Genomic DNA, 22,644 nt, shown 5'->3' on the forward strand with positions numbered 1-22,644 from the left:
TCGTCGAATGGTCACCGTACTTACCGCCGGTCACGTCAACTGGGACGTCACCCTCCGCGTCGACCGCTTCCCCGAACCCGACGGCGAAGCCGCCATCCACTCACAACGCCAGTCCGGCGGCGGGAGCGCCGCGAACGTCGCCGCCGCGCTTGCCACCCTCGAGGTCGAAGCCGGGCTCGTCGGAAGCGTCGGCGACGACGACAACGGCCTGCTGGCCAGGCGCGAACTCGAGGCCGCGGGCGTCGACCTCGACGGCGTTCGAATCATCGAGGGCGCCGACACCGCGGTCAAGTACATTCTGGTCGACGACGAGGGCGAGGTGGCCGTCCTCGGGAACGACGGGGTCAACGAGGCCGTCCGGCCGTCCGATCTGGACCCGGATCGCGTCAATCGCGCCGATCACGTCCACCTGACGAGCCAGCGTCCCGATACGGCCGGCCGCCTCGCCAGTCTCGCCAGCGACGCCGGCGTGACCGTCAGCGTCGACCCCGGGCGACGGCTGGCCGAACGCGACTACGACGAGGCACTGGCCCACGCGGACGTGATCTTTGCGAACGACCGGGAGGTCGAGTCGATGATCGAAGAGACCTACCCCACGTCGGACTTCAGCGACCGCATCCTGGTCGTCAAGTACGGCGGCGACGGGGCCGAAGTCCACACGCCTGGAGGGTCGATTCACCATCCCGGGTTCGACATCGAAGCCGTCGACACGACGGGTGCCGGCGACGCGTTCGCGGCCGGCTTTCTCGCGATGTACCTCGAGACCGACGACGTCGAACGGATCCTCGAGTTCGCGAACGCCTGTGGCGCGCTCGCGGCGAGCGTCGAGGGGGCACGGTGTGCGCCGACGGTTAGTGCAGTCGAGGCGGTACTCGATGGCGACCACACTCGCTGATTTCGTGTCACTTTTTACCACGTTCTTTGATACCAAACTATTGCAGCCAGTGGTGTCTGACGGTACCTATATGCCACTGGTCGTTGGCAACTCGACTAGCGTCACGGAGACGTATACCTGATAGACATGAACGAACGAACAGCAGGGGCCGTTCGCTCCCGGGGGACTGGGGCACGACATCACGTCCGGTACGAGCGGGACGACGCCGAGCCACTGAGCGTGGCCACGGCGTCCGCAATTGCGATGTACAGGGGCGAAGAGGTACTTTCGTCGTCGACACAGCTGTACGAGTACGTCGACCCGGAGGCACTCGACGCACTGTTCGCCGACAGGCACGACGGTACGCCTCGTAAAGACGGACGGATCACGATCGACCTTCCTGATGGACTGGTCGTCATCACGCCGACGTGCATTCACGTGACGGCCGACGACGAGCCACGGGAGATCACGTCGTAACCACGCCTCCGCTCACGCCCACGCCAAATCCCACCGCGGGACACCGGGCGACGAATCGGATTGGCGATACGGCGGGCGGCGATAGCGAGCAGCGACAGCGAGCAAGGAGACCGAGCAGCCAGCAAGACAGAACGGGGGAGCGGCTGCTCGCGAACCGGATGAGAGCACGACCCTCGAGTCGCGGGTACTAACGAGCACCGAGCAGCGATGGTCGTCGGCGTCGAGTGCCGGCCACGAACCGATCGACTTCCGCCGGACGGAACGCGACCTTTTTGCGGCCGGTCCGAGAATCGCCGTTCATGGCAACCCAACCGCACCTGCTCGTCGACGACGGTGACGTCCACGACATCGCGCTGATTCCAGGCGACCCGGGACGCGTCGACCGCATCGCGAGCCACTGCGATGAATCCGAGACGATCGCTCAGAACCGCGAGTACAAAGTCGTCAACGCCGTTTACGACGGCCGCGAGCTAACCATCTGTTCGACCGGCATCGGCTGTCCCTCCGCCGCGATCGCCCTCGAGGAACTGTCAAACGTCGGCGTCGAGACGTTCGTCCGCGTCGGGACGACCGGCGCCCTCCAGCGAGAGATCGAGATTGGCGACATGATCGTCGCGACCGGCGCCGCCAAGAACGAGGGGACCTCGAAGCGCTACGAGGACGTGGAGTACCCGGCCGTTCCGGACTACGAGGTCCTCTCGGCGCTGGTCGACGGTGCGGAGGAAAACGGCGAGGACGTCCACGTCGGCCCCATCGCCAGCGACGACGCCTACTACGCCGAGACGGACGAGTACGTCGAGAACTGGGAGGCCGCCGGCCTGCTCTCGGTCGAGATGGAAGCCGCGGCTGTGTTCACCCTCGCGCGACGCAAGGGTCTCCGCGCCGGCGCCATCTGCACCGTCGACGGGAACCTCGTGAAGGGCACCCAGAAGGGAACCGACACCGAGGACGACGAACTGCCCGAGAAGGCCAAAAACAACGTCGCTCGAGCGATCGACATCGCGCTTGAGGCGACGACGAACCTGTAGACGAGGTCGCTGCGATATTCGGGAGTCCCATCGCGGACGCACTCTTCATTCGGCGACTTCTTATGCCGACTCGAGCGAGTCTGTCGTCGTGTCCTCGAGCGACTACCGTTATCTCGAGCTTATGCCTGGACGCACCTCGAGCGTACTCGAGGGTGGTTCCGCAGTGGGGCGGGCCGGGTTCGTGCGTCCCGCGTTCACAGGTACCGTTCCATCTCGTAGTCGCCGCGGTTGCGCGCCGTCGTCTCGAAGCCGGCTGACTGGTAGAGGTTCATCGCGATGCGATTGTTCCGGTCGACGGTCAGCCAGACGTGACTCACGCCGTTTTCCCGACCGTACTCGAGCAAACGACCGATGAGTTGCGTACCGATCCCCGCCGACTGGTACGCCGGCCGGACGAAGATCGCCAGCTCGGCTCGGTCGTCGAACGGGACCAGGACGGCGTGACCGACCACGTCGCCTCGATGGCGTGCGACGACGTGGAGCCCCTCGTCCAGGAGTCCGTCGATCCACTCGCGTATCCTGGGCTCGCCCCGCGGTGGGAGTCCCTGTGACCGCGATTCGTCGTCGAAGTGCGTGTACATCTCAACCACTGGTTCGGGGCCACCAGCGTAGGCATCGACGGTGATCGGTCGCTCCGCGCGATCCGTAAACGTCGTCGGGGACGAGGGTCGTCGGTGCTGATCGATGGCGGAGACCATACGTTCGCTTCGGACGACACGGACCTAAGCCTGGCTCGCGTTCCCAGTCACTGGGAGACGGGGTTCTGCGGGGTCAATTCGGCGAATCCGTCAGTTCCACCGTGTATCGTTTGAACCACGAGGGCGGTTGGCTCGAGGGGCCGTCGACGGCCACAGTTCGAGAGCGGAAACGAGCGAATAGTGGTGAGTAACTGTCAGAGTGTCGAACAGAGGGCTTAACCCTCCCCGTCGCATTCAGGGAGGTATCCGATGATACGCCCCACCCGCGAACGAGAGCAATCCGCGACGTCGGCGACGAAAGAAACGGACTCGACCCAGTCGACGGTCAAACAGTGTCCGGAGTGTGAGTCCGAATCGCTGGTCACGAGCGACGGGGGGAGCGAAATCAGTTGCGAGCGGTGCGGGCTGATCGTCGAGGAATCCCGGATCGACCGCGGGCCGGAGTGGCGGGCGTTCAACGCAGCCGAGCGCGACAGCAAATCGCGTGTCGGCGCACCGACGACCCAGACGATGCACGACAAGGGGCTGACGACGGCCATCGACTGGAAGGACAAAGACGCCTACGGCCGCTCGCTCTCCTCGGAAAAGCGCAGCCAGATGCACCGCCTGCGCAAGTGGCAAGAGCGCATCCGGACCAAGGACGCCGGCGAACGCAACCTGCAGTTCGCCCTCTCCGAAATCGACCGGATGTCCTCGGCGCTCGGCATTCCACGGTCCGTCCGCGAAGTCGCCTGCATGCTCTATCGCCGGGCACTCCAGGAGGACCTCATCCGGGGGCGTTCGATCGAGGGCGTTGCCACCTCGGCGCTGTACGCCGCCTGCCGAATCGAGGGTATTCCGCGGAGCCTCGAGGAGGTCGCCGCCGTCTCGCGGGTCGACCGTAAGGAGATCGGTCGTACCTACCGCTACGTGGCCCAGGAACTCGGCCTGGGCATGGAGCCCGTCGATCCGAAGAAGTACGTCCCCCGGTTCTGTTCCGAACTCGAGTTGTCCGAGGAGGTCCAGGCGAAGGCCAACGAGATCATCGACGTCACCGCCGAGAAGGGGCTCCTCTCCGGGAAATCGCCGACGGGCTACGCTGCCGCGGCCATCTACGCCGCCTCGCTGCTCTGTAACGAGAAGAAGACCCAGCGGGAGGTCGCCAACGTCGCCCAGGTGACCGAGGTGACAATTCGCAACCGATATCAGGAGCAGATCGAGGCAGTCGGCCTGTACTGATCCTCGAGCGGATTTTCTGTCAGCCACAATATACGTGTCTGACGTACGTTTAAGTAGCGAGAACAGTCCCTAGTAGGTATGCCGAAAAACCGCGTCGAGCGACTCGAGGCGACCGTGAAGGAACTCGAGTCCACCGTGGAGGGACTGACCGAAGAACTCGTCGAATCGAAAGAACGCATCCGCGTGCTCGAGGCCGAGTTGGATACCGAAATCCCGACGCGCGTCCCGGAGCGACGCCAGTCGGCCGACGCCGAGGTCGAGGGCGACGAGACGCCGGAGGCCGCCCAGAACGACGTCGCCGAGGCGGCCGCGGAAGCCGACGGCGTCGAGGATGAAGAGGAAGCGCTCGAGGGCGAACCAGAAGACTCAGGTACCGACGACATTATTGTCGCATAACTCGTCGACTCGTCCGACTCGCGTCGGCGGTCGACGCCCGCTCTACGGAGATCTCGAATGCACATCAAGGCGCTCGTCCTGGACAATTTCAAGAGTTTCGGCCGGAAAACGAAGATCCCTTTCTACGAGGACTTCACCGTCGTCACGGGCCCGAACGGCTCCGGCAAGTCGAACATCATCGACGCCGTCCTCTTCGCGCTCGGCCTGGCTCGCACCCGCGGGATCAGAGCCGAGAAACTCACCGACCTGATCTACAACCCGGGCCACGACGGGGACGAGGAATCCGCCAGTCCACGCGAGGCCATCGTCGAGGTCATCCTCGACAATAGCGACGAGACGCTGACGCGCTCGCAGGTCGTCAACGCCGCCGGCAGCGACGACGTCGGCGACTGCGAGGAGATCCGCATCCGTCGACGGATCAAGCGCACCGAGGACAACTACTACTCCTACTACTACCTCAACGACCGCTCGGTCAACCTCTCGGACATCCAGGACCTGCTCGCCCAGGCCGGCGTCACCCCCGAGGGCTACAACGTCGTCATGCAGGGCGACGTCACCGAGATCATCAACATGACGCCGTACAACCGGCGCCAGATCATCGACGAGATCGCCGGCGTCGCCGAGTTCGACGCCAAGAAAGAGGACGCCTTCGGCGAACTCGAGATCGTGCAAGAACGTATCGACGAGGCCGAGTTGCGCATCGGCGAAAAACGCGACCGGCTCGCCCAACTCGAGGACGAGCGCCAGACGGCGCTTCGCTATCGGCGACTTCGCGAGGAGAAGGACGAGTACGAGGGGTATCTCAAGGCGAGCGAACTCGAGGACAAGCGCGAGGAACTCGCGGGCGTCGAGGAGAAGATCGACGGCCTCGAGGCCGACCTCGAGGACCTCCAGCGCGAACTCGACGAACGCCAGGGGACGGTGCTCAGGCTCGAGGAGGACCTCGAGGACCTCAACGCCGAAATCGAGCGCAAGGGTGAGGACGAACAGTTGCGGATCAAGAGCGAGATCGAGTCCGTCAAGGGCGACATCTCCCGCCTCGAGGACCGTATCGAGGCGACGACCGATCGGATCGATGAGGCCGAATCCACTCGGCGAGAGGCGTTCGTCCAGATCGATCGCAAACAGGAACAGGTCGCCGACCTCGAGGACGAGATGCGCGAGTACAAACTCGAGAAGGCCTCGCTCACGTCCGAAGTGCAGGAGCGCGAGAGCGAGGTCGAGCGCCTCGAGACCGAAATCGACGACGTCGACACGGAGTACGACGAGGTCAAAGCCGAACTCCGGGAGCGAAAGGACGCCCTCGAGGCCGCGAAGACCGAAAAGAACGACCTCCAGCGCGAGCAGGACCGCCTGCTCGACGAGGCCCGCCGTCGCTCGAACGAGGTGAGCGAAACCGAGGCCGAGATCGAGGCTCTCCAGGAGTCGATTCCCGAGATCGAGACCCAGCGCAAGGACCTCGAACGCGAACTCCAAAAGGCCGAGGCCAACCGCGAGAACATCACTGGCGTCGTCGAGGACCTGCGTGACGAGAAGCGCGAACTGCAGGCGAAACTCGAGGAGATCGACGACGAGTTACAGGCCAAACAGGCCGAGTACGCCGAACTCGAGGCCAACGCTGGCGAAAGCGGCGACTCGTCGTTCGGTCGAGCGGTGACGACGATTCAGAACGCGGCCATCGACGGCGTCCACGGCCCTGTCGCGGAGCTGGGCAGCGTGAGCGGCGAGTACGCCGTCGCCTGCGAAACCGCGGCCGGCGGTCGGCTAGCGAACGTGGTCGTCGACGACGACGTGATCGGCCAGCAGTGTATCGAGTACCTCAAGTCGCGAAACGCCGGGCGAGCCACGTTTCTCCCGATCACGAAGATGCGCTCTCGAGGGCTACCGAACGCGCCCTCAGATCCGGGGGTCGTCGACTTCGCGTACAACCTGGTCGACTTCGACGACCAGTACGCGGGCATCTTCTCGTACGTCCTCGGGGATACCCTCGTCGTCGAGGACATCGAGACCGCCCGGGCGTACATGGGCGACTACCGCATGGTCACCCTCGACGGCGACCTCGTCGAGAAGAGCGGGGCGATGACCGGTGGCTCCCGGAAGGGATCCAGATACTCGTTCACCAGCGGCGGGAAGGGCCAGATCGAGCGCGTCGCCACCCAGATCGCCCAGTTACAGGACGAAAAACAGTCTGTCCGGAGCGACCTCCGGGGGGTCGAGGAGCGCCTCGACGACGCCCGCGACCGCCAGACCGACGCCGCCGACGAGGTGCGCTCGATCGAGGCCGAACTCGAGAAGTTAGACGAAAAACGAGCGCGTATCGAGGGTGACGTCGAAGACCTCGAGACGAAACTCGAGGACCTCGAGGACGACCGGGAGTCCGTCGACGAGCGGATGACCGAGATCGCCGACGAGATTGAGGCCACCACGGGAGAGATCGACGACATTCAGGCCGACATCGACGACCTCGAGACCGAACTCGCCGACTCGAAAATTCCCGAGCTCACCGCCCAGATCGAGGACCTCGGGGGCGAAATCGACGAGCGGGAAGAGCGGATGGACACCCTCGACACGAAGCTCAACGAACTCGGCCTCGAGAAGCAGTACGCCGAGGACGCCATCGAGGACCTTCACGACGACATCGAAACGGCCCAGAACCGCAAGGCCGAACTCGAGTCGACGATCGACGACTGCGAAGACGCCATCGAGGACAAACGCGGGGAACTCGAGGACAAACGCGAGGCCGTCGCGGAACTCGAGGACGAGTTAGCCGAACTCAAAGGCGAACGATCGGAGGTCAAAGAGGCCGTCTCGGAGGCCCGCACGGCACGCGACCAGCAGCAAGACCGGGTCAACGCCGTCGAGAGCAAACTCGAGTCCGCCCGCGAGCGCGCCGGCGCCCTCGAGTGGGAGATCGACGCCCTCGAGGAGGAAGTCGGCGAGTACGATCCCGAAGACGTTCCCGACCACGACACCGTCGTCGAGATGGTCGAGTTGCTCGAGGCCGACATGGAAGCGCTCGAACCGGTGAACATGCTGGCGATCGACGAGTACGACGACGTGCGCTCGGACCTCGACGACCTCGAGGAGGGACGGGAGACGTTGGTCGAGGAAGCGGAGGGCATCCGCGAGCGGATCGAACAGTACGAAACCCAGAAGAAACGGACGTTCATGGACGCCTACGACGCCATCGCCGAGCACTTCACCGACATCTTCGAGAAGCTCTCGGAGGGGACGGGGACGCTCCACCTCGAGGACGAGGTGGACCCGTTCGAGGGTGGCCTGACGATGAAGGCCCAACCTGGCGACAAGCCCATCCAGCGCCTGGACGCGATGTCCGGCGGTGAAAAGTCCCTGACCGCCCTGGCGTTTATTTTCGCCATCCAGCGCCACAACCCGGCGCCGTTCTACGCCCTCGACGAGGTCGACGCGTTCCTCGACGCGGTCAACGCCGAGCGCGTCGGTCAGATGGTCGACGAACTCGCGGGTCGGGCCCAGTTCGTCGTCGTCTCTCACCGCTCGGCGATGCTCGATCGGTCCGAGCGAGCTATCGGGGTCACGATGCAGCAAGATAACGTCTCGGCCGTGACGGGGATCGACCTGAGCGGCGACGGGGACGGCGAGGAGGTCCCGGCGGATGACTGACGGCGACGGCGAGGACGACATCCCGCTGCAGATCGCCGGTCACGAGGACCGCGAACGGCCGGGGTCTGCCAGGAACTCGAGAGCCGGGGACTCGGTCCTCGCGTTCGACGAGAGCGAGATCACTGGCTCGGACGACAGCAAAGACGACCTCGAGACGGCAGGTGACGGCGGAGGCGGCGAGGCCAGGAACGAAGACGAGGACGACGAAGTCGAACCCGTCGAACTCCTCGTCCAGCTCGCCAAAGACGGCGAGATCGACCCCTGGGACATCGACATCGTCGCCGTCACCGACAAGTTCCTCGAGGTGCTCGACGATGCAGACCTTCGAACGTCGGGTCGGGCGCTGTTCTACGCGAGTGTCCTCCTCCGGATGAAGAGCGACGAACTGTTCGCCCCCGACCAGCCCGAAGAGGAGGAACTCCCGCCGTGGGAAGCCCCCTTCGCCGACGAGGCGGCGATGGAGGACGCGGCACCTGGCTTCGACCCCATCGAAAGCCTCGAGGCCGAGATGGATCGACGCCTCGAGCGCAAGCACGCCCGCGGGAAGCCCGAGACGCTGGACGAGTTGGTCCGAGAGCTCCGGGACGCCGAGCGCGGCACCTGGTGGAAGTCCTCCCGGAGTTACGACACGAGTGGTTCCCCGCACGGATACGGTCGCGGGATGCAGGAGCTGAGCTACCACTCGGGGGACGACTTCCGGGTGGACGACGAGCCGACGGCAGACGACGTGACCCACACGGCCCACGAGGAGGACATCGAGGCCGTCATCGACGACGTCGAGGCCGAACTCGAGGCCCACTACGAGAAGGGGCGCGACGAGGTGCTCTACGCCGAGATCGACCACGTCGGCGGGACGCGGGTGATGACCTACCTTGCGTTGCTGTTTCTGGCCCACCGTGGACGGCTGGTGCTCGAGCAGGACGAACTCTTCAGCGACCTCTGGATCGCACCCGTGACGCCAGAGGCCGAGGTCGAGGAAGCGGTCGCGGATTGAACGACGCGCGATACGTGGAACGTCGTACCGCTCGAGTCGCGCTGACTCCCCAATTTTTGTAGTGGCCACCCACACTGAGCGTATGGAACGCGTGCAGGCTGCTCTCGGCGGACTGGTCGTGGTCGTCGCCCTCTACGGCGGGTACGTCCTCGTGCGGACGCTCACTCGAGCGCTCTACGCGATCGTCTGGTTCACCGAGACCGTCGCGATGTTCGCGTTCGCTCTGCTGGTCGGCTACGTCGCCTACCGGGTGCTCTGGGGTGTGAGCGACGACCCACGACGTCACTGAGCGAGCGCCGGACTCGAGAATCGATCAGAACACCTTAGGTGTTGAAGAACGTACAGGTGTGCAGATGTCGCGACCCGACGACGTGCTCTTTCGCGCCCGCCTCGGCGCGTTCGCCCTCCTGCGAAAGCTCTTCCCGATCGTGGCACTCGTTTTCCTGCTACTCTAGCCGGTAGCCGTCTTCCAGACCGGCTGGGCCATGCTACTCGGCTGGGCGAACTTCTTCATCGGTCTCTTCGTCCTCTGGACCTCCCGCGGGATTCCGCTCTACCCCGCTCACACCTTCGGCGTCGAACACCGCGTCGACGAGGACACCTTCGACGGCCCCCGCAAGCACTGTGCCGGCTGTGGCACCACCTGCCACCAGGGTCTCCGGCGGCGATACACCCGGCAGTTCGTCATCTTCGGCGTCCCGCTGCACACCCTCGAGTGGGGAATCAACGACTACTGCCTCGAGTGCGCCCGGCCGGGTGGCGGTCCAGGCGTCGACCAAAGTTCGGAGGTCGGGCGCGTCCGAACAAACGACACCAGTGCGAAGCGCGAACTCGAGCGCGCCCTCGAGGATGATGCCTGAGCGCCCGACGAGCCTCGACCGACGGGTCCGGCGGCTGGCCGACAACCTCGGATTCGTTCTGCTGTGGGGCTGGCTCCTGATCTCGCTGTTTTTCGTCCCGACGTGGCTCGGCTACTGGTGGCTGGGCGCGCTCCTGTTCTTTCTCGGGCTGGTGCTCTGCTGGCAGGCCGCGGCGGCCTCGACCCATCCTATCTACGTCATCGGCAAACGCCGCGAGGTTTCGAGCGAGCGGGTGACCGACGAAGCGAGCGTCTGCGACGAGTGCAGCGCCGACGCGGCAGGCGGCGAGCGGCGCCGGTACGCGACCCGGCAGGTTCTCTTCGGCACCACCGTCACCGTCCCCGAGTGGGGCGAGAACGTCTACTGTCCGGAGTGCCTCGAGCGCGAGGCGAGCAGCGCAGCGCTCGAGTCGAGTGCTCGGGAGACGAACGAATCGAGCGGGCGTGGCGAACTGGCTCGAGAATTCGACGACTGACGCGCGCTGGGAGGCCGGCTACTCGAGGTACTGCCCCGCCAGCAACTCGACGCGCTCGCGGGTCTCCGCGGGAATCGATTCGACGGGCGTGTTGATCGTGCCCTCGAGCGCTGACCAGGCCTCGCTCTCGAAGTCCTCGGGCATCGTCCGAACCGCCTGCTCGATCACCGCATTGATCGACTCCTGGTTGGCCGCCGCGTTCTCGAGGACCTCCTCGAGGGTGACCTCGTTGTCCTGTTTCCAGACGTCGTAGTCGGTGATTCCGGTCACCGTGGCGTAACTCATCTCGGCCTCGCGGGCGAGTTTGGCCTCCGGGATGGTGGTCATGCCGACGACGTCCCAGCCCTGGTCGCGGTAGAACTCGCTCTCGGCTCTGGTCGAGTACTGGGGTCCCTCGATGCAGACGTAGGTGCCGCCCTCCTGGACGGTGGTCTCGGCCGCTTCCTCGGCGGCGGTCGCGAGGTGATCGACCATCGCCGGACAGTACGGATCGGCGAAGCCCATGTGGACGACCATCCCGTCGCCGAAGAACGTCGGCGTTCGGTGTTTCGTTCGGTCGAAGATCTGGTCCGGGATCACGAGCGACTGCGGGGGTAGGTCTTCGCGCAGGCTGCCGACGGCGTTCGTCGAGATGACGCGGTCGACGCCTGCGTCCTTGAGCGCGTAGATGTTCGCCTGGTAACTCGCTTCGGTGGGAGTGTGCTGGTGGTCCTCGCCGTGACGCGGGAGGAAGACGACCTCCTGCCCGGCGAGTTCACCGATCGTCAGATCGTCGCTCGGTTCGCCGTAGGGCGTCGTCACCGACTCCGTAGAGACGTTCTCGAGTGGCAGTGCTTCGTAGATACCGCTTCCGCCGATGACGCCGATGGTCATACCTCGACGTCGACGGGGAGGTTCCTAAACGGTGTGGAATCTGTGCGGCCCAGCTCACCATCGACTGCCGCTCGCTCGAGACGATAGGGCGATGCGACACGCTATCACGTCGTACGAGAGTTCAAGTATCCTGAGAACTATTTCGATTCGTAATGCCTCCCGAGGACGATTCCGGCACCGAGCCCCTCGAGGAGACGGCAGGTACGGACGCGAGCGTGACCGCGAGTACGAACGCGAACTCGAGTGCGAGCGAGAGCAAGACGACCGACACCGACTCCCCGGGAACGACCGCGACGACCGCGAACAGTAGCGACCTCACCGACGGCCCGCTCCTCCGGCCCATGTTTCGGCTCGCGTGGCCGCTCATGGTCATCCAGTTGCTGCAGGTCGCCTACAACATCGGCGACACCTTCTGGTTAGGCGCGCTGTCGCCCGAATCGGTCGGCGCACTGAGCCTGGCTTTCCCGCTGATCTTCTTCCTGATCTCGATCGGCGGCGGTTTCACCGCGGCGGGGGCGATCCTCATCGCTCAGCACACGGGCGCCGGGAGCGGCAAGGGCGGACTGATCGCCGGACAGACGCTCTCGTTCATCTCGATCGTCGCGATCGTGCTCGGCGTGCTCGGCTACTTCGTGACCGATCCGATGCTCGCCTTGCTTCCAGCAGATCCAGAGACGAAGGCCGTCGTGATCCCCCTGGCAGCCAACTACATGCGCATTTTCTTCCTCGGGTCGCCGTTCCTGTTCGGCTTCTTCATCTTCACCTCGCTCATGCGCGGCTACGGGAACACGCGGGCCCCGATGCGCGTGATGGCCGTCAGTGTCGTCATCAACCTCGTGCTTGACCCGCTGCTCATCTTCGGCGTCGGGCCGTTTCCCGCCCTCGGGATCGAGGGAGCGGCCGTCGCGACGGTCTTCTCGCGGGCCGTGGCGACTGCCATCGGTCTCTACGTCCTGTTTGGAACGGACGTCGGCCCGAAGATCGAGGCCGGCCACCTCGTGCCACAGCGCGAGTACGTCTCGAAGATCACGCGACTGGGCGTCCCCACAGCGCTCGAGCAGTCGATGAGTTCGCTCGCGATGATCGCGATGACGGCGATGGTGGCGACGTTCCCCATGGCCGTCGTCGCGGCCTACGGCCTCGGCAACCGACTCATCTCGCTTGCCTTCCTCCCGGCGATGGGGATGGGACAGGCGACCGATACGATCGTCGGTCAGAACCTGGGCGCGGGAAAGCCCGACCGCGCCGGCCGGGCGACCTGGGTCGCCTCCGGTGTCGTCGCCGCGATCATGTTCACGGCGGGAGCGATTGCGTTCGTCGCCCCGGAACCGATCGTCGGCGTGTTCATGACGTCCGGAGAGGAGGGGGCGGCCGAAACGATCGCCCACGGCAGTACGTACCTCAGAATCGCCGCCTCGATGTTCGTCTTCATGGGCGTCCTGCAGGTCCTCCTCGGCGCGTTTCGCGGGGCCGGGAACACCAAGACGGCGCTCGTCTTCTCGGTCGTCACCCTCTGGATCGCCCGGGTTCCGGTGGCCTACTACCTCATCTTCGTCGCCGGCTGGGGAACGACGGGCATCTGGATCGGCGTTGTCGCCGGCGACGTCGTCGGCGCGCTCGCTGCCATCGCCTACTTCACCCGCGGCACCTGGAAGGGGTCAATCGTCGATGACGAGGGCGAGGGCGCGGACGAACCCGAGCAGGCGGGGCCAGAACCGGCGAGCGCGTCCTCGGTAAACGACTGAGCGACGGCCGCTGCGACGACGACTGACGATCGACGACAGTCTTACGATTACGACGAACGGACGCGTCCTCGAGCGCCGTCGTCGTGCCCGTTCTCGACGATCGACCTCAGGCGTCGACCTCGCTCGAGGCCGACTCGAGGAACAGGTCCCGCCGACCCACCAGGTATCCCAGGATTAGGACCGCGACCAGCAGGGCGACGAAGCGATTCGCGCCGCCCAGCAGTTGCGCCGTCGTCCAGAGGAGTCCGAAACCATACAGCGCGAGCGTGAGCGCCCAGGCGGTCGTTCGTCGCTGGCAGAGGCCGACCGCAAGCGCGAACGCCCCCAGCGCGATCAGCGGGGCGACCCCGGTCAACACGGTTGGCTGGCCGAGGCTGGCCAACCAGTAGACGAGCCACACGAGTCCGTACAGGCCCGTGAACGCCGCAATCGCGAGCACGCCGAGCGGAGTGGTCATCGGTCCGTCACGTACTCGCTCGAATCGGCCGCAGAAATGAGTTCCGGTGGCGTCCCAATTGGCGGCACCGAAAAGGCGAGTATAGGCCCCACGGGAGAGGGGGACCGGTTCCTCGAGGCCTCGTGAAACGGAACGTCGAAACGATAGTGACGAGCGCCTACTCGGCGAGCGCCCACTCGCCCGGGGCCGTCATCTCGAGGACCTCCCGTCGCTCCATCTCGGTCAGCACCTCGGTCAGTCGGTTGGGCTGGGCAATTTCCATGCCGATCCGGTCGACGTCGTGATACTCCTTGAGGTAGTGACGGACGTCCGCCTTCGTGAACGACTCCTGGCCGGCCTTCTCCATGACGCCCGAAACGAGGTCGACCATGTCCTCGATGAAGTTCCACGGGTAGACGACCCAGGCCCACTCCTCGAGGCGCTCGCCGACGTAGTCGGGGTCGAACTCGCTGGTCTGGAGCAGCTGGAGGGTCGCCGTCCGGACCTCGCCGGCGCCGCGGTCCTCGACGTACTCCTGGGCGCGCCTGATCGAGCCGCCGGTGTCGGCGATGTCGTCGATGATGAGGACGTCCTTGTCCTCGACGCTCCCTTCGGGCATCGGGTACCGGATAGTCGGCTCGCCGGACTTCTCGGCGGTGCCGACGTAGTGTTCCATCTTCAGGCTCGTCAGGTCGTCGAGTCCGAGAAAGTCACAGATACAGCGACCCGCGAACCAGCCCCCGCGGGCCAGCGCGACGATGACGTCCGGTTCGAACGCGTCGCGGCGAACGTCGTCGCTGACGTCCCGACAGAGGCTGTAGATGTACTCCCAGTTCGTGATCGTGCACTTGAAGTCGTCCGGTAGATCGGACATTGCGTGTGGCCACCTACCTCGAGTCGACGACGCCATCCCTCTTAAGTCGGCTGAATCCGATTCGCGTGTTTGCTCGAGGACTGGCCCCACAAACTATCGACGAGCGCAGTGGTGACCCCGGCCTGAACCGTCGCAACACCTATCAGGTACCCGTTCAGTGAACAGTGGTAATGGCTGGCAAGTGGATGGCTGGCGTCGTCGAATCGCGTTCGGACGACGGGCCACCGACCGTCGATCGGTGGACGCCCGTTTCGGTCCCCGGTCGACCGGGCGGGTTCGCGGAGGCAGCTCGTTCGGCCGACGAGCGCCTCGCGTATCGAACGACGATTGCCGATCCCCGAACGACGCCCGACGATCGCACGTTGCTCGCCCTTCACGGCGCCTCGGGTCTCGAGTCGATCCGGATCGACGGTATCGATCGAGAAATCGACCCAGGAGCGCCGTACTTCGTCCCGACGAGACTCGAGTTCGAGCCGGAATCCGAAACCGAACTCCACCTCGAGTTCGCGACGGCGCGAACCGCTGGCGGCGTCTACAATACCGACGAGGTACCGCCCGAACTCGGCCTGCCGGGGATCTGGTGGGGGGCGGCGGTGCAGGTGCGCCCGCAGACGTTCATCGACGAGTTGTCGGTGACGCCTCGACTCGAGGGCGAGACCGCCCACATCGACGTCGAGCTCGTCGTCGACGTCGGCGAGAAACCGCTCGACGATTCGATCACGCTCTCGCTCCGCCCCGAGGGGTTTCGCGGCGGCGGGACGATGGACCGCGTCCGCGTCGACGGCGACCCCGGCGAGCGAGTCGCGGTCTCGAAGACGCTCGAGGTCCGGGACCCGTCGCTGTGGTGGCCGCGGGGATACGGGGACCAGCACCGCTACACGGTGCGGGCGAAACTCGACGAGGACGCGACCGAACGGACGGTCGGGCTCCGGACGGTCGAGCGCACCGACGACGAACTGCTCGTCAACGACCGACCGATTCGCGCTCGCGGGGTCGCTCGACTCCCCGGCGGAGACCCCCTCGAGGACGTCCAGCGTGCCGTCGACTGCAATGCGAATCTCGTCCGCGCGCGAGGCCACGTTCCGCGTCCCGAGTTCTACGACGCCTGCGACGAGGCCGGGGTGCTCGTTTGGCAGGACCTGCCGATCACCGGGGCCGACCCCGAATTCGAGGTTGACCGCGCGACGGAGCTGGCCGAGGTGCTCCTCGAGCACTACGGCTCGCACCCGAGTCTCGGCCTCGTCGGGGTTCGGAACGAACCGATCGACCCGTTCGCGGACCCGCTCGGGAGCGGCTGGCGGGCCCGCCCGGCATTTCGCTGGCGGGCCTGGCGTGCCGGCGTCGACGAGCGCGGGGCGTTCGAGGTGGCCGACTCGATACCCGACTCGGTCGCGACCGTTCCCCTGACGGGAGCGCCGGGGCTCGACGCCACCGCGACGACGCTCTACCCGGGCTGGCGCTACCTCGAGGCGACCGACGTCGAGTGGCTCCTCGACCGATACCCGTCCCTCGGGCGGTTCGTCGGCGCGTTCGGCAGCGCGTCGCTCACCGACGACGTCGATCCGGCGGCAGTGACGGGGGTCGACGCCACGTTGCTCGAGCGACGAGCGGCGAGCCCCGAGGACTCTCTTGCGGAGCAGTCCAGGACGATGCGGACGGTCGCGGAAGCCCTCCGTCGTCACGAGAGCAGCCTGCTCGTCGCCTCGAGCCTTCGCGATAGCGCGCCGGGCGGCGGCACGGGCGTGCTGACCGTCGACGGCGAGCCGAAGCCGGCGTTCGAGGCGCTCGCGTCCGCCTACGAGCCGGTGCAGGCGGTGCTCGACGCGGTGCCGGTCGGTGGCGGGGAGGCCGGCGTGACCGTCGTCAACGACGGGCCCGAACTGCTCGAGACGACGGTTTCCTGGCGGGCGGGCGAACGGTCGGGCGAGACGTCGGTGACCGTCAACGCGACGGGTTGTGCCTCGGCCGGAACCGTCGACGTCTCGCCGGACGCCGACGCCGTCGTCCTGTTACTCGAGTTGCCGAACCGGACGGTCGAGAACCGGTACGGTTTATAAGTCACTCGTTCGACTGTGCGAGTGGATTACACACCGTATCGGGTTCCCTGGTAACGATTTTCACAGTCGAGTGGACCGGTACATTTAAATGGTACGCACCAGTAGTATCGGGTACCAGAACGCCACCGGGGCGCGTATCGCTCGATGATCGATGACAGGAAATCTTATCACTGGGTTTTCGCGAGTCACGAGCGATTGCGCCGGCCGGTGCGGGTATGGCACCGAAGGTAACTACACATGGTAGACGAATCGAAAAACATCGACCTTACTGACGAAAATCTCGAGAACGACTCCAAAGGACAGCTCATCAAGAAAGCCGGACAGCTCCGGGACCGACGAAACGAGCTGAACCAGATGGCCTCCGAACGCGCCGGAAAGCGCGACGACCTCAACGCGAAGACTCGCGAGAAGGTCGACGAGGCCCAGGAACACCGCGAGAAGCGCGACGAGCTCAACGAGAAAGTCCAGGAGCACAAGGAGAGTCGCAACGAGCTCAACGCTGAGGCCAACAAGCTCTTCGACAAAGTCGAGACGCTCAAGTCCGACATGGAACTCGACGAGGGCAAGGACCTCGAGCAGCTCGAGTCCGAAATCGAACAGCTCGAGTTCAAACAGCAGACCGAGGTGCTCTCGACCGAAGAGGAGCGCGAACTCATCGAGAAGATCGAGGGAAAGCGCGAGGAGTACGCCGAGCGAAAGGACAAACTCGATGACAACGACGGACTCGAGGAACTCGTCGAGGAAGCCGAAGAGGTCCGTTCCGAGGCCTCCCAGCACCACCAGAAGGTGACCGAGCTGGCCGACAAGGCCCAGGAGCACCACAACCAGATGATCGAGGCCTACCGCGAGGCCGACGACATCCGCGACGAGGCCGACGAGATGCACGAGTCCTTCGTCGAGGCCCAGGAGGCCGCCGACCGCCACCACGAGGACTTCGTCCGCGTCCAGAAGCGCCTGCGCGAGATGGACAAGAAAGAGGAGAAACAGCGCCAGTCCGCTCGCGACAAAAAGAAGGAGGAAGCCAAGGAAGAAGCCGAGGAGATTTATCAGAAGTTCAAGGAGGGCGAGACGCTCGACACCGAGGACCTGATGAAGCTCCAGAAGACCGGCCTGCTCTAAGTCCAACGGTTCTCTCTCGAGATTTTCTTCGTTTTTCGACCGCGAGCGACGGCTGTGCGACAACAGTATTCGCGAGACGCTCGAGTGCGCCCACTGCCGAACGTGGTCAAGCATTAACCCACCAGCGGGTGGACTCGGATGTGAGTGAGTACCGATGAAGGGGAGCCACACCGTCGTTCGGCTGGGAATCGTTCTGCTGGGAACCGCGACCGTCGCCGCTGCCGGCGTCGGCCTGTTCGTCGTCGTTCCGACGACGGTCGCGGACGTTTTCGGTGTCGTGCTCGCGCTCGCGGCGACGCTGGTCGGGTTCCGGTTCGCGAGTAATATCGCCAGATCCGTGTTTCCGGCGTACAACGTCGCCGAGGTCGCCGTCGAGGGGCCGATCACGCGTGATGGCGGCAGATCCGGCCTCAGCAGTCCTGGCTCGACCCTGGCGGACGACGTCGTCGACCAGATCGAGCGGGCGGACGAAGACGGGAACGTCGACGCCCTGCTCGTGAAACTCAACACGCCTGGCGGACAGGTCCTCCCGAGCGACGACATCAAACTCGCGGCCGAACGCTTCGACGGCCCGACGATCGCGTACGCGACCGACCTCTGTGCCAGCGGCGGCTACTGGATCGCCAGCGGCTGCGACGAGCTCTGGGCCCGAGACGCCAGTATCGTCGGCTCTATCGGCGTCGTCGGTTCGCGGGTCAACGCCGCCGAACTGGTGGATCGGGTGGGACTGTCCTACGAGCAATTCACCGCAGGTGCGTACAAGGACGCCGGGATTCCCCTGAAGACCCTCGAGGACCACGAGCGTGAGTACCTCCAAGGGATCGTCGACGGCTACTACGAGTCGTTCGTCGAGCGAGTCAGCGACGGCCGGGGGCTCGATCCCGAACTGGTCAGGGAGACCGAAGCCCGCGTCTACCTCGGAGCCGATGCCTTCGACATCGGGCTGGTAGACGCTCTCGGCACACGCGAGGACGTCGAGGAGGCCGTGGCCGATCGGCTCGGGATCGGAGATGACGACGTCGTCGTCGAGGCGTTCGAGCCCGAAAGACCGTTGATGGCTCGCGTGGGCGTGGGTGCCCGGTCGCTGGCGTACGCGTTCGGGGCCGGACTCTCTGGAGCCGCTCACGAACGCGGATTTCGGCTCCGGACCTGATCCAAGGGGGTGCTACCGTCGGTTCGAGGGGCTGTACGACCGGCGGTAGGGCCGACGAACTCGGATACGCGGCCCGATGGCCGTTCGACCCGCCAAACGAGTGAGTGGTTTTATCGTCGCAGAGAATGCAACAGAACCCGTGACAACGCTGGTGGTCTGTCTCGACCGAACCGACGACGTCGGTCGACGGACCGGCCTTCGGACGCCAATCGTGGGGTGGGAAGCCGTCCGCGCGCTGGTGACCGACGTCGGCCTCGCCGACCCCGAGGACTCCGGAGTGAACACGTTGCTCGAGTCCCTGCGGGTCGCCCAGAGCCTCCGCGACGACGACGAGGAGACGGTCGTCGCGGTAGTTTCGGGGGACCGCGAGTCGATGGTCTCGGCCGACCGGGCGGTCGCCCGCCAGCTGGACGACCTAATGACCGAGTACGAACCGGACTCCGCGGTCGTCGTCATCGACAGTGCCGAGGACGAGCGACTCGTCCCCATCGTCGAGAGTCGACTGCAGGTCGACGCCGTCGATCGGGTGGTCGTTCGACAGGCCAGGGACATCGAATCGACGTATTACTTGCTCAAGCAGTTCCTGGCCGACGAAGAGCTTCGCCAGACCATACTGGTCCCCCTCGGATTGACCCTGCTCGTCTTCCCGATTCTCGCCAGTGCGTTCACCCCGGCGGTCGGAGCAGCCACGATTACGGCCGTCATCGGATTGTTCCTCCTGTACAAGGGCTTCAGCATCGACGAACGGCTGACCAGGACGGCGAAACGACTCCGGGAGTCGCTGTACTCCGGACAGGTCTCAGTCGTCACCTACGTCGTCGCCATCGGGCTGACTCTGGTGGGTCTCTTCGTCGGCGCGCTCGGCGTCTCAACCCTCGAGGACACGCAGGGGGTACTCGTCCCGACGATGCGCTTCGTCTTCGACAGCGTCCCCTGGTTGGCTGCCGCGGGGCTCACCGCCAGCCTGGGTCGGCTGTTCGACGAACTGATCGACGACGGTCCTCTTCGCAGTTCGTACCTCCACCTGCCGTCTCTCGTGGTCTCCGTCGGGCTGGTCGTCCGCGGGTTCAGCGGCTTCTTCCTTGAGCAACAGGGATGGACCGATCCGCTGGTCATCCCCTCGATCCGGATCAACCAACAGGGAATCGGCAGTTTCGCCCTCACGCCGGGTCAACGGCTGGCGCTCTTCGTCGGCCTGGCTATTCTGCTCAGCTTCGTCGGCGTCTTTACCGTCTCGCGTATTGCCGACTCCGCCGCTGAAAACGAGTACGCCGATAGCGACGAGTCAGCGGCGGAAGAAGAGCCGTCGCGATTGGCAGACGCGGAATTGACCGACGGCGGGTCGAAATCCGCACGGTCTCGAGACAAAGAGAGGTCGACGGTCGACGGCGACGACCCCGTCGACCCGAAGCCGAAGACGGAGGACGAAACCGGCGCCAATGTCTACGTCGACACTAGAACCGACGACGATACGGACACCGAAACCGGAGCCGACACGGACACCGATAACCAGCGTGACCGCGAGTGACCCGACTCGCCATCCCTATGACTCTCGAGTCGAACCATCGAGTATGACACCACCGGACGACGCCGACGGTTCGACGGGCGCCTGGGTCGGCCTCTTTTCGGGCGGCAAGGATTCCGCGTGGGCGGTGTACCGGGCACTCGAGCGGGGGCTTCCCGTCGAGTGGCTCCTGACGGTCCACCCGACTGGCGACTCCTACATGTATCACGTCCCCGAGACGCGCCTGACGGCGCTGGTCGCGGAGAGTATCGGGATTCCGCTGATCGACGTCGAACCCGACTCGTTCGACGCCGAGTCGGCGGCGGACTCGAGCACACAGGGTAACGACGAACTCGAGCCACTCGAGGCGGCGCTCGCCGATCTCGCGGACGACCTCGAGGGCGATGGCGGGCTCGCCGGGGTCACCGCAGGCGCCGTCGAGAGCGAGTTCCAGACCAGTCGCATCGAGGCGATGTGCGAGCGACTCGAGTGTGACCTGTTCGCGCCGCTCTGGCGAGAGGACCCCCGTGAACTGGCCGAATCGATGCTCGAGGCCGGGTTCGAGATCGTGATCGTCCAGGTGGCGGCGGCGGGCCTGGACGAGTCGTGGCTGGGTCGGACGCTCGATTACGATGCGCTGGAGGAACTCGAGGCGCTCAACGAGGAGTACGGCGTTCACATCCTCGGTGAAGGCGGCGAGTTCGAGACGTTGGTCATGGACGGCCCGCATATGGATCGACGACTGGATCTCGAGTACGAGACCGAGTGGGAGGGGACCCGTGGGCGGATTCGGGTGAGTGAAGCGAGACTCGAGTAGTTCCATCCGGCGGTTAGTTTCACCTCGATCGAACCGGGAGCGAACAAAGTGAGCGAGCGGGCCGACGACTGACCCGAAGCGAACGAAGTTAGCGAAGGGGAAGGAGGAGTGCTTTTGGTCCACCTTTTGCCGAGCGACAGCACGTCGTACGCCAGCATTGCTGGCGTCGACGCGATACGAGCGCAGCGCAAAAGGTGGGTGTTAATCCGTCTCGCCCGCCGGCTCCTCGCCAGCGACCTTCGCGGCGGACATCTCGAGCCTCGTCGGAGCCTGGGCGGGTTCCTCCGCGAGCGTGGGTCGCGGCTCGAGGTTGCCGTAGGCCTCCCCGAAGACGTTGAGACCGGCCTTGAACACCGCGAGGAGGACCGGACCGAGGAACAGGCCCATGATCCCGAGCAGGTAGAGCCCGCCGATGACGCCGACGAGGACGACCGCGGGGTGGACCCCCGACTGACGGTCGACGAAGATGGCGCGCAGGTAGTTGTCGACGACCGAGAGGACCGCGGCGCCGTAGGCGAGCAAGAGGAGTCCGGCGCCGGTTTCGCCGCTGGCGAGGAGGTAGCCGGCGGCCGGCCCCCAGACGAGCCAGACGCCGATGGCCGGCAGGAAGGCGGCGACGATCATGACCAGCGTCCAGAAGGCGACGTTGGAGATGCCGGCGACCCAGAGACCGAGGCCGCCGAGGGCACCCTGGACGAGCGCGACCAGGACGTGACTGCGGATGACTGCCCAGGTGACGACCCGGATTTCCTCGAACAGTTCGTCCCGGACGACGGGGTCGAGCGGGGCGATGGCGCCGACCCAGTCGACGAATCGGTCGCCGTCAACCAAGAAGTAGTAGAGCAAGAAGACGAGGACGACCATACCGACGCCCATCTCGAGGCCGGAGTTGAGCAGGCGAACGGATTCGTCCAGCAGGAGGTTGATGACGCGAGTGAGGACGTCGGTTTCGACGCCGGTGAGCGCCTGTTCCTCGAGGGCGGCTACCGTCTGTGGGTCGAGGCCGAAGTCTTCGGCCGTCGTGCGGGCCCCCTCGAGCAGGTTGCGGCCGTCCAGGCCACGGAGAAACGAGAACACGGTTTGAAAGAGGATCACCGAGAAGAGTAGCAGCGGCACGACGGCGGTGACGACGGCGACGACGGTCAACGCCAGGGCGACGAGTTTCGTCCCATAGCGATTCCCGAGCCGCGTCGGTTCGAGTCGTTTCTCGAGACGGCGCTGGACGGGGAAGAGGACGAACGCGAGCAGACAGGCAGCCATCACGTACGGAAAGATAGGAAGAACCATCAGCGCGGCAATGTAGCCGAGGATCAACAGCGAGAGTACGAAGAACCCGGCTCGAATATCCATAGCGAGTTCTAACGTGACAGTCCCATAAGTCTTCACTTTCAGCGGGGCCAGTGG

At 65.2% G+C, this 22,644-nt stretch carries 21 protein-coding genes; 16 read left to right on the top strand and 5 right to left on the bottom strand.

What is annotated here, in order from left to right; genetic code table 11:
• Positions 1 to 7 precede the first annotated feature (7 nt).
• From NGM29_RS17195 to NGM29_RS17205, 3 genes are all read left to right on the top strand, one after another.
• On the top strand, positions 8 to 895 hold the full coding sequence (locus tag NGM29_RS17195; protein ID WP_254157985.1) for an ATP-dependent ribose-1-phosphate kinase: 888 nt from the start codon (positions 8 to 10) through the stop codon (positions 893 to 895).
• 126 nt (positions 896 to 1,021) lie between these two features.
• Positions 1,022 to 1,351: a HalOD1 output domain-containing protein gene (locus NGM29_RS17200; RefSeq protein WP_254157987.1), complete on the top strand. Its 330-nt coding sequence runs from the start codon at positions 1,022 to 1,024 to the stop codon at positions 1,349 to 1,351.
• Positions 1,352 to 1,650: 299 nt separating this feature from the next.
• A complete protein-coding gene (locus NGM29_RS17205) occupies positions 1,651 to 2,379 on the top strand; it encodes a guanosine phosphorylase (protein WP_254157989.1) in 729 nt (242 codons plus the stop codon).
• Between the two features lie 194 nt (positions 2,380 to 2,573).
• Here NGM29_RS17205 and NGM29_RS17210 read toward each other — a convergent pair whose 3' ends face one another.
• Entirely contained in the window at positions 2,574 to 3,077 is a 504-nt protein-coding gene (locus NGM29_RS17210; RefSeq protein WP_254157991.1) for a GNAT family N-acetyltransferase, read from the bottom strand.
• Positions 3,078 to 3,326: 249 nt separating this feature from the next.
• On the opposite strand from NGM29_RS17210, the gene NGM29_RS17215 reads away from it, so the two are divergent.
• From NGM29_RS17215 to NGM29_RS17245, 7 genes are all read left to right on the top strand, one after another.
• A complete protein-coding gene (locus NGM29_RS17215) occupies positions 3,327 to 4,295 on the top strand; it encodes a transcription initiation factor IIB (RefSeq protein ID WP_253437793.1) in 969 nt (322 codons plus the stop codon).
• Positions 4,296 to 4,373: 78 nt separating this feature from the next.
• Complete coding sequence (locus tag NGM29_RS17220; protein ID WP_254157993.1) at positions 4,374 to 4,691, top strand: DUF7518 family protein; 318 nt, start codon at positions 4,374 to 4,376, stop codon at positions 4,689 to 4,691.
• 57 nt (positions 4,692 to 4,748) lie between these two features.
• Positions 4,749 to 8,333, top strand: coding sequence for a chromosome segregation protein SMC (smc, locus tag NGM29_RS17225; protein WP_254157995.1), 3,585 nt, complete (start codon positions 4,749 to 4,751; stop codon positions 8,331 to 8,333).
• Complete coding sequence (locus NGM29_RS17230) at positions 8,326 to 9,327, top strand: segregation and condensation protein A (RefSeq protein WP_254157997.1); 1,002 nt, start codon at positions 8,326 to 8,328, stop codon at positions 9,325 to 9,327. The genes smc and NGM29_RS17230 overlap by 8 nt, the downstream gene beginning before the upstream one ends.
• Before the next feature lie 82 nt (positions 9,328 to 9,409).
• Entirely contained in the window at positions 9,410 to 9,616 is a 207-nt protein-coding gene (locus tag NGM29_RS17235) for a hypothetical protein (RefSeq protein WP_253437754.1), read from the top strand.
• 196 nt (positions 9,617 to 9,812) lie between these two features.
• The gene (locus NGM29_RS17240; protein ID WP_254157999.1) at positions 9,813 to 10,187 is read left to right on the top strand and encodes a DUF8108 domain-containing protein; all 375 of its coding nucleotides are present in this window, start codon (positions 9,813 to 9,815) and stop codon (positions 10,185 to 10,187) included.
• Entirely contained in the window at positions 10,180 to 10,662 is a 483-nt protein-coding gene (locus NGM29_RS17245) for a DUF8108 domain-containing protein (RefSeq protein WP_254158001.1), read from the top strand. The genes NGM29_RS17240 and NGM29_RS17245 overlap by 8 nt, the downstream gene beginning before the upstream one ends.
• Before the next feature lie 18 nt (positions 10,663 to 10,680).
• On the opposite strand, the gene mtnP is transcribed toward NGM29_RS17245, so the two are convergent.
• Positions 10,681 to 11,535: an S-methyl-5'-thioadenosine phosphorylase gene (gene mtnP, locus NGM29_RS17250; protein WP_254158002.1), complete on the bottom strand. Its 855-nt coding sequence runs from the start codon at positions 11,533 to 11,535 to the stop codon at positions 10,681 to 10,683.
• Between the two features lie 341 nt (positions 11,536 to 11,876).
• Between mtnP and NGM29_RS17255 the strand changes: the two genes are divergently transcribed.
• Positions 11,877 to 13,280, top strand: a complete 1,404-nt coding sequence (locus NGM29_RS17255) for an MATE family efflux transporter (RefSeq protein WP_254160619.1) — start codon at positions 11,877 to 11,879, stop codon at positions 13,278 to 13,280.
• 106 nt (positions 13,281 to 13,386) lie between these two features.
• Here the strand turns inward: NGM29_RS17255 and NGM29_RS17260 are convergent, their stop codons facing one another.
• Entirely contained in the window at positions 13,387 to 13,737 is a 351-nt protein-coding gene (locus NGM29_RS17260) for a hypothetical protein (protein ID WP_254158004.1), read from the bottom strand.
• A gap of 157 nt (positions 13,738 to 13,894) precedes the next feature.
• Positions 13,895 to 14,590 carry a phosphoribosyltransferase gene (locus NGM29_RS17265; RefSeq protein WP_254158006.1) on the bottom strand — a complete coding sequence of 232 codons (696 nt, stop codon included), beginning with the start codon at positions 14,588 to 14,590 and terminating at the stop codon, positions 13,895 to 13,897.
• Between the two features lie 170 nt (positions 14,591 to 14,760).
• Here NGM29_RS17265 and NGM29_RS17270 point away from each other — a divergent pair, with 170 nt between their 5' ends.
• From NGM29_RS17270 to NGM29_RS17290, 5 genes are all read left to right on the top strand, one after another.
• A complete protein-coding gene (locus NGM29_RS17270; RefSeq protein ID WP_254158018.1) occupies positions 14,761 to 16,647 on the top strand; it encodes a glycoside hydrolase family 2 protein in 1,887 nt (628 codons plus the stop codon).
• A 237-nt stretch (positions 16,648 to 16,884) separates the two neighbouring features.
• Positions 16,885 to 17,766, top strand: a complete 882-nt coding sequence (locus tag NGM29_RS17275; protein ID WP_254158020.1) for a coiled-coil protein — start codon at positions 16,885 to 16,887, stop codon at positions 17,764 to 17,766.
• A 154-nt stretch (positions 17,767 to 17,920) separates the two neighbouring features.
• A complete protein-coding gene (gene sppA / locus NGM29_RS17280) occupies positions 17,921 to 18,919 on the top strand; it encodes a signal peptide peptidase SppA (RefSeq protein WP_254158022.1) in 999 nt (332 codons plus the stop codon).
• A 139-nt stretch (positions 18,920 to 19,058) separates the two neighbouring features.
• Complete coding sequence (locus tag NGM29_RS17285) at positions 19,059 to 20,447, top strand: DUF373 family protein (protein ID WP_254158024.1); 1,389 nt, start codon at positions 19,059 to 19,061, stop codon at positions 20,445 to 20,447.
• Positions 20,448 to 20,490: 43 nt separating this feature from the next.
• Entirely contained in the window at positions 20,491 to 21,240 is a 750-nt protein-coding gene (locus NGM29_RS17290; protein WP_254158026.1) for a diphthine--ammonia ligase, read from the top strand.
• 201 nt (positions 21,241 to 21,441) lie between these two features.
• Here NGM29_RS17290 and NGM29_RS17295 read toward each other — a convergent pair whose 3' ends face one another.
• A complete protein-coding gene (locus tag NGM29_RS17295; protein WP_254158027.1) occupies positions 21,442 to 22,590 on the bottom strand; it encodes an AI-2E family transporter in 1,149 nt (382 codons plus the stop codon).
• Between the last annotated feature and the right edge of the window lie 54 nt (positions 22,591 to 22,644).

The sequence above is a fragment of the Natronosalvus rutilus genome, from assembly GCF_024204665.1.
Lineage (GTDB): Archaea > Halobacteriota > Halobacteria > Halobacteriales > Natrialbaceae > Natronosalvus > Natronosalvus rutilus.

Excerpts from the sequence above, each read along its gene's own strand:
- mtnP (WP_254158002.1), bottom strand. The coding sequence starts at position 11,535 with ATGACCATCGGCGTCATCGGCGGAAGCGGTATCTACGAAGCACTGCCA.
- NGM29_RS17290 (WP_254158026.1), top strand. The coding sequence starts at position 20,491 with ATGACACCACCGGACGACGCCGACGGTTCGACGGGCGCCTGGGTCGGC.
- NGM29_RS17295 (WP_254158027.1), bottom strand. The coding sequence starts at position 22,590 with ATGGATATTCGAGCCGGGTTCTTCGTACTCTCGCTGTTGATCCTCGGC.
- NGM29_RS17260 (WP_254158004.1), bottom strand. The coding sequence starts at position 13,737 with ATGACCACTCCGCTCGGCGTGCTCGCGATTGCGGCGTTCACGGGCCTG.
- NGM29_RS17245 (WP_254158001.1), top strand. The coding sequence starts at position 10,180 with ATGCCTGAGCGCCCGACGAGCCTCGACCGACGGGTCCGGCGGCTGGCC.
- NGM29_RS17270 (WP_254158018.1), top strand. The coding sequence starts at position 14,761 with ATGGCTGGCAAGTGGATGGCTGGCGTCGTCGAATCGCGTTCGGACGAC.
- NGM29_RS17195 (WP_254157985.1), top strand. The coding sequence starts at position 8 with ATGGTCACCGTACTTACCGCCGGTCACGTCAACTGGGACGTCACCCTC.
- NGM29_RS17210 (WP_254157991.1), bottom strand. The coding sequence starts at position 3,077 with ATGGTCTCCGCCATCGATCAGCACCGACGACCCTCGTCCCCGACGACG.
- NGM29_RS17255 (WP_254160619.1), top strand. The coding sequence starts at position 11,877 with ATGTTTCGGCTCGCGTGGCCGCTCATGGTCATCCAGTTGCTGCAGGTC.
- NGM29_RS17235 (WP_253437754.1), top strand. The coding sequence starts at position 9,410 with ATGGAACGCGTGCAGGCTGCTCTCGGCGGACTGGTCGTGGTCGTCGCC.
- smc (WP_254157995.1), top strand. The coding sequence starts at position 4,749 with ATGCACATCAAGGCGCTCGTCCTGGACAATTTCAAGAGTTTCGGCCGG.
- NGM29_RS17240 (WP_254157999.1), top strand. The coding sequence starts at position 9,813 with ATGCTACTCGGCTGGGCGAACTTCTTCATCGGTCTCTTCGTCCTCTGG.
- NGM29_RS17205 (WP_254157989.1), top strand. The coding sequence starts at position 1,651 with ATGGCAACCCAACCGCACCTGCTCGTCGACGACGGTGACGTCCACGAC.
- NGM29_RS17275 (WP_254158020.1), top strand. The coding sequence starts at position 16,885 with ATGGTAGACGAATCGAAAAACATCGACCTTACTGACGAAAATCTCGAG.
- NGM29_RS17220 (WP_254157993.1), top strand. The coding sequence starts at position 4,374 with ATGCCGAAAAACCGCGTCGAGCGACTCGAGGCGACCGTGAAGGAACTC.
- NGM29_RS17200 (WP_254157987.1), top strand. The coding sequence starts at position 1,022 with ATGAACGAACGAACAGCAGGGGCCGTTCGCTCCCGGGGGACTGGGGCA.
- NGM29_RS17215 (WP_253437793.1), top strand. The coding sequence starts at position 3,327 with ATGATACGCCCCACCCGCGAACGAGAGCAATCCGCGACGTCGGCGACG.
- NGM29_RS17230 (WP_254157997.1), top strand. The coding sequence starts at position 8,326 with ATGACTGACGGCGACGGCGAGGACGACATCCCGCTGCAGATCGCCGGT.
- NGM29_RS17265 (WP_254158006.1), bottom strand. The coding sequence starts at position 14,590 with ATGTCCGATCTACCGGACGACTTCAAGTGCACGATCACGAACTGGGAG.
- sppA (WP_254158022.1), top strand. The coding sequence starts at position 17,921 with ATGAAGGGGAGCCACACCGTCGTTCGGCTGGGAATCGTTCTGCTGGGA.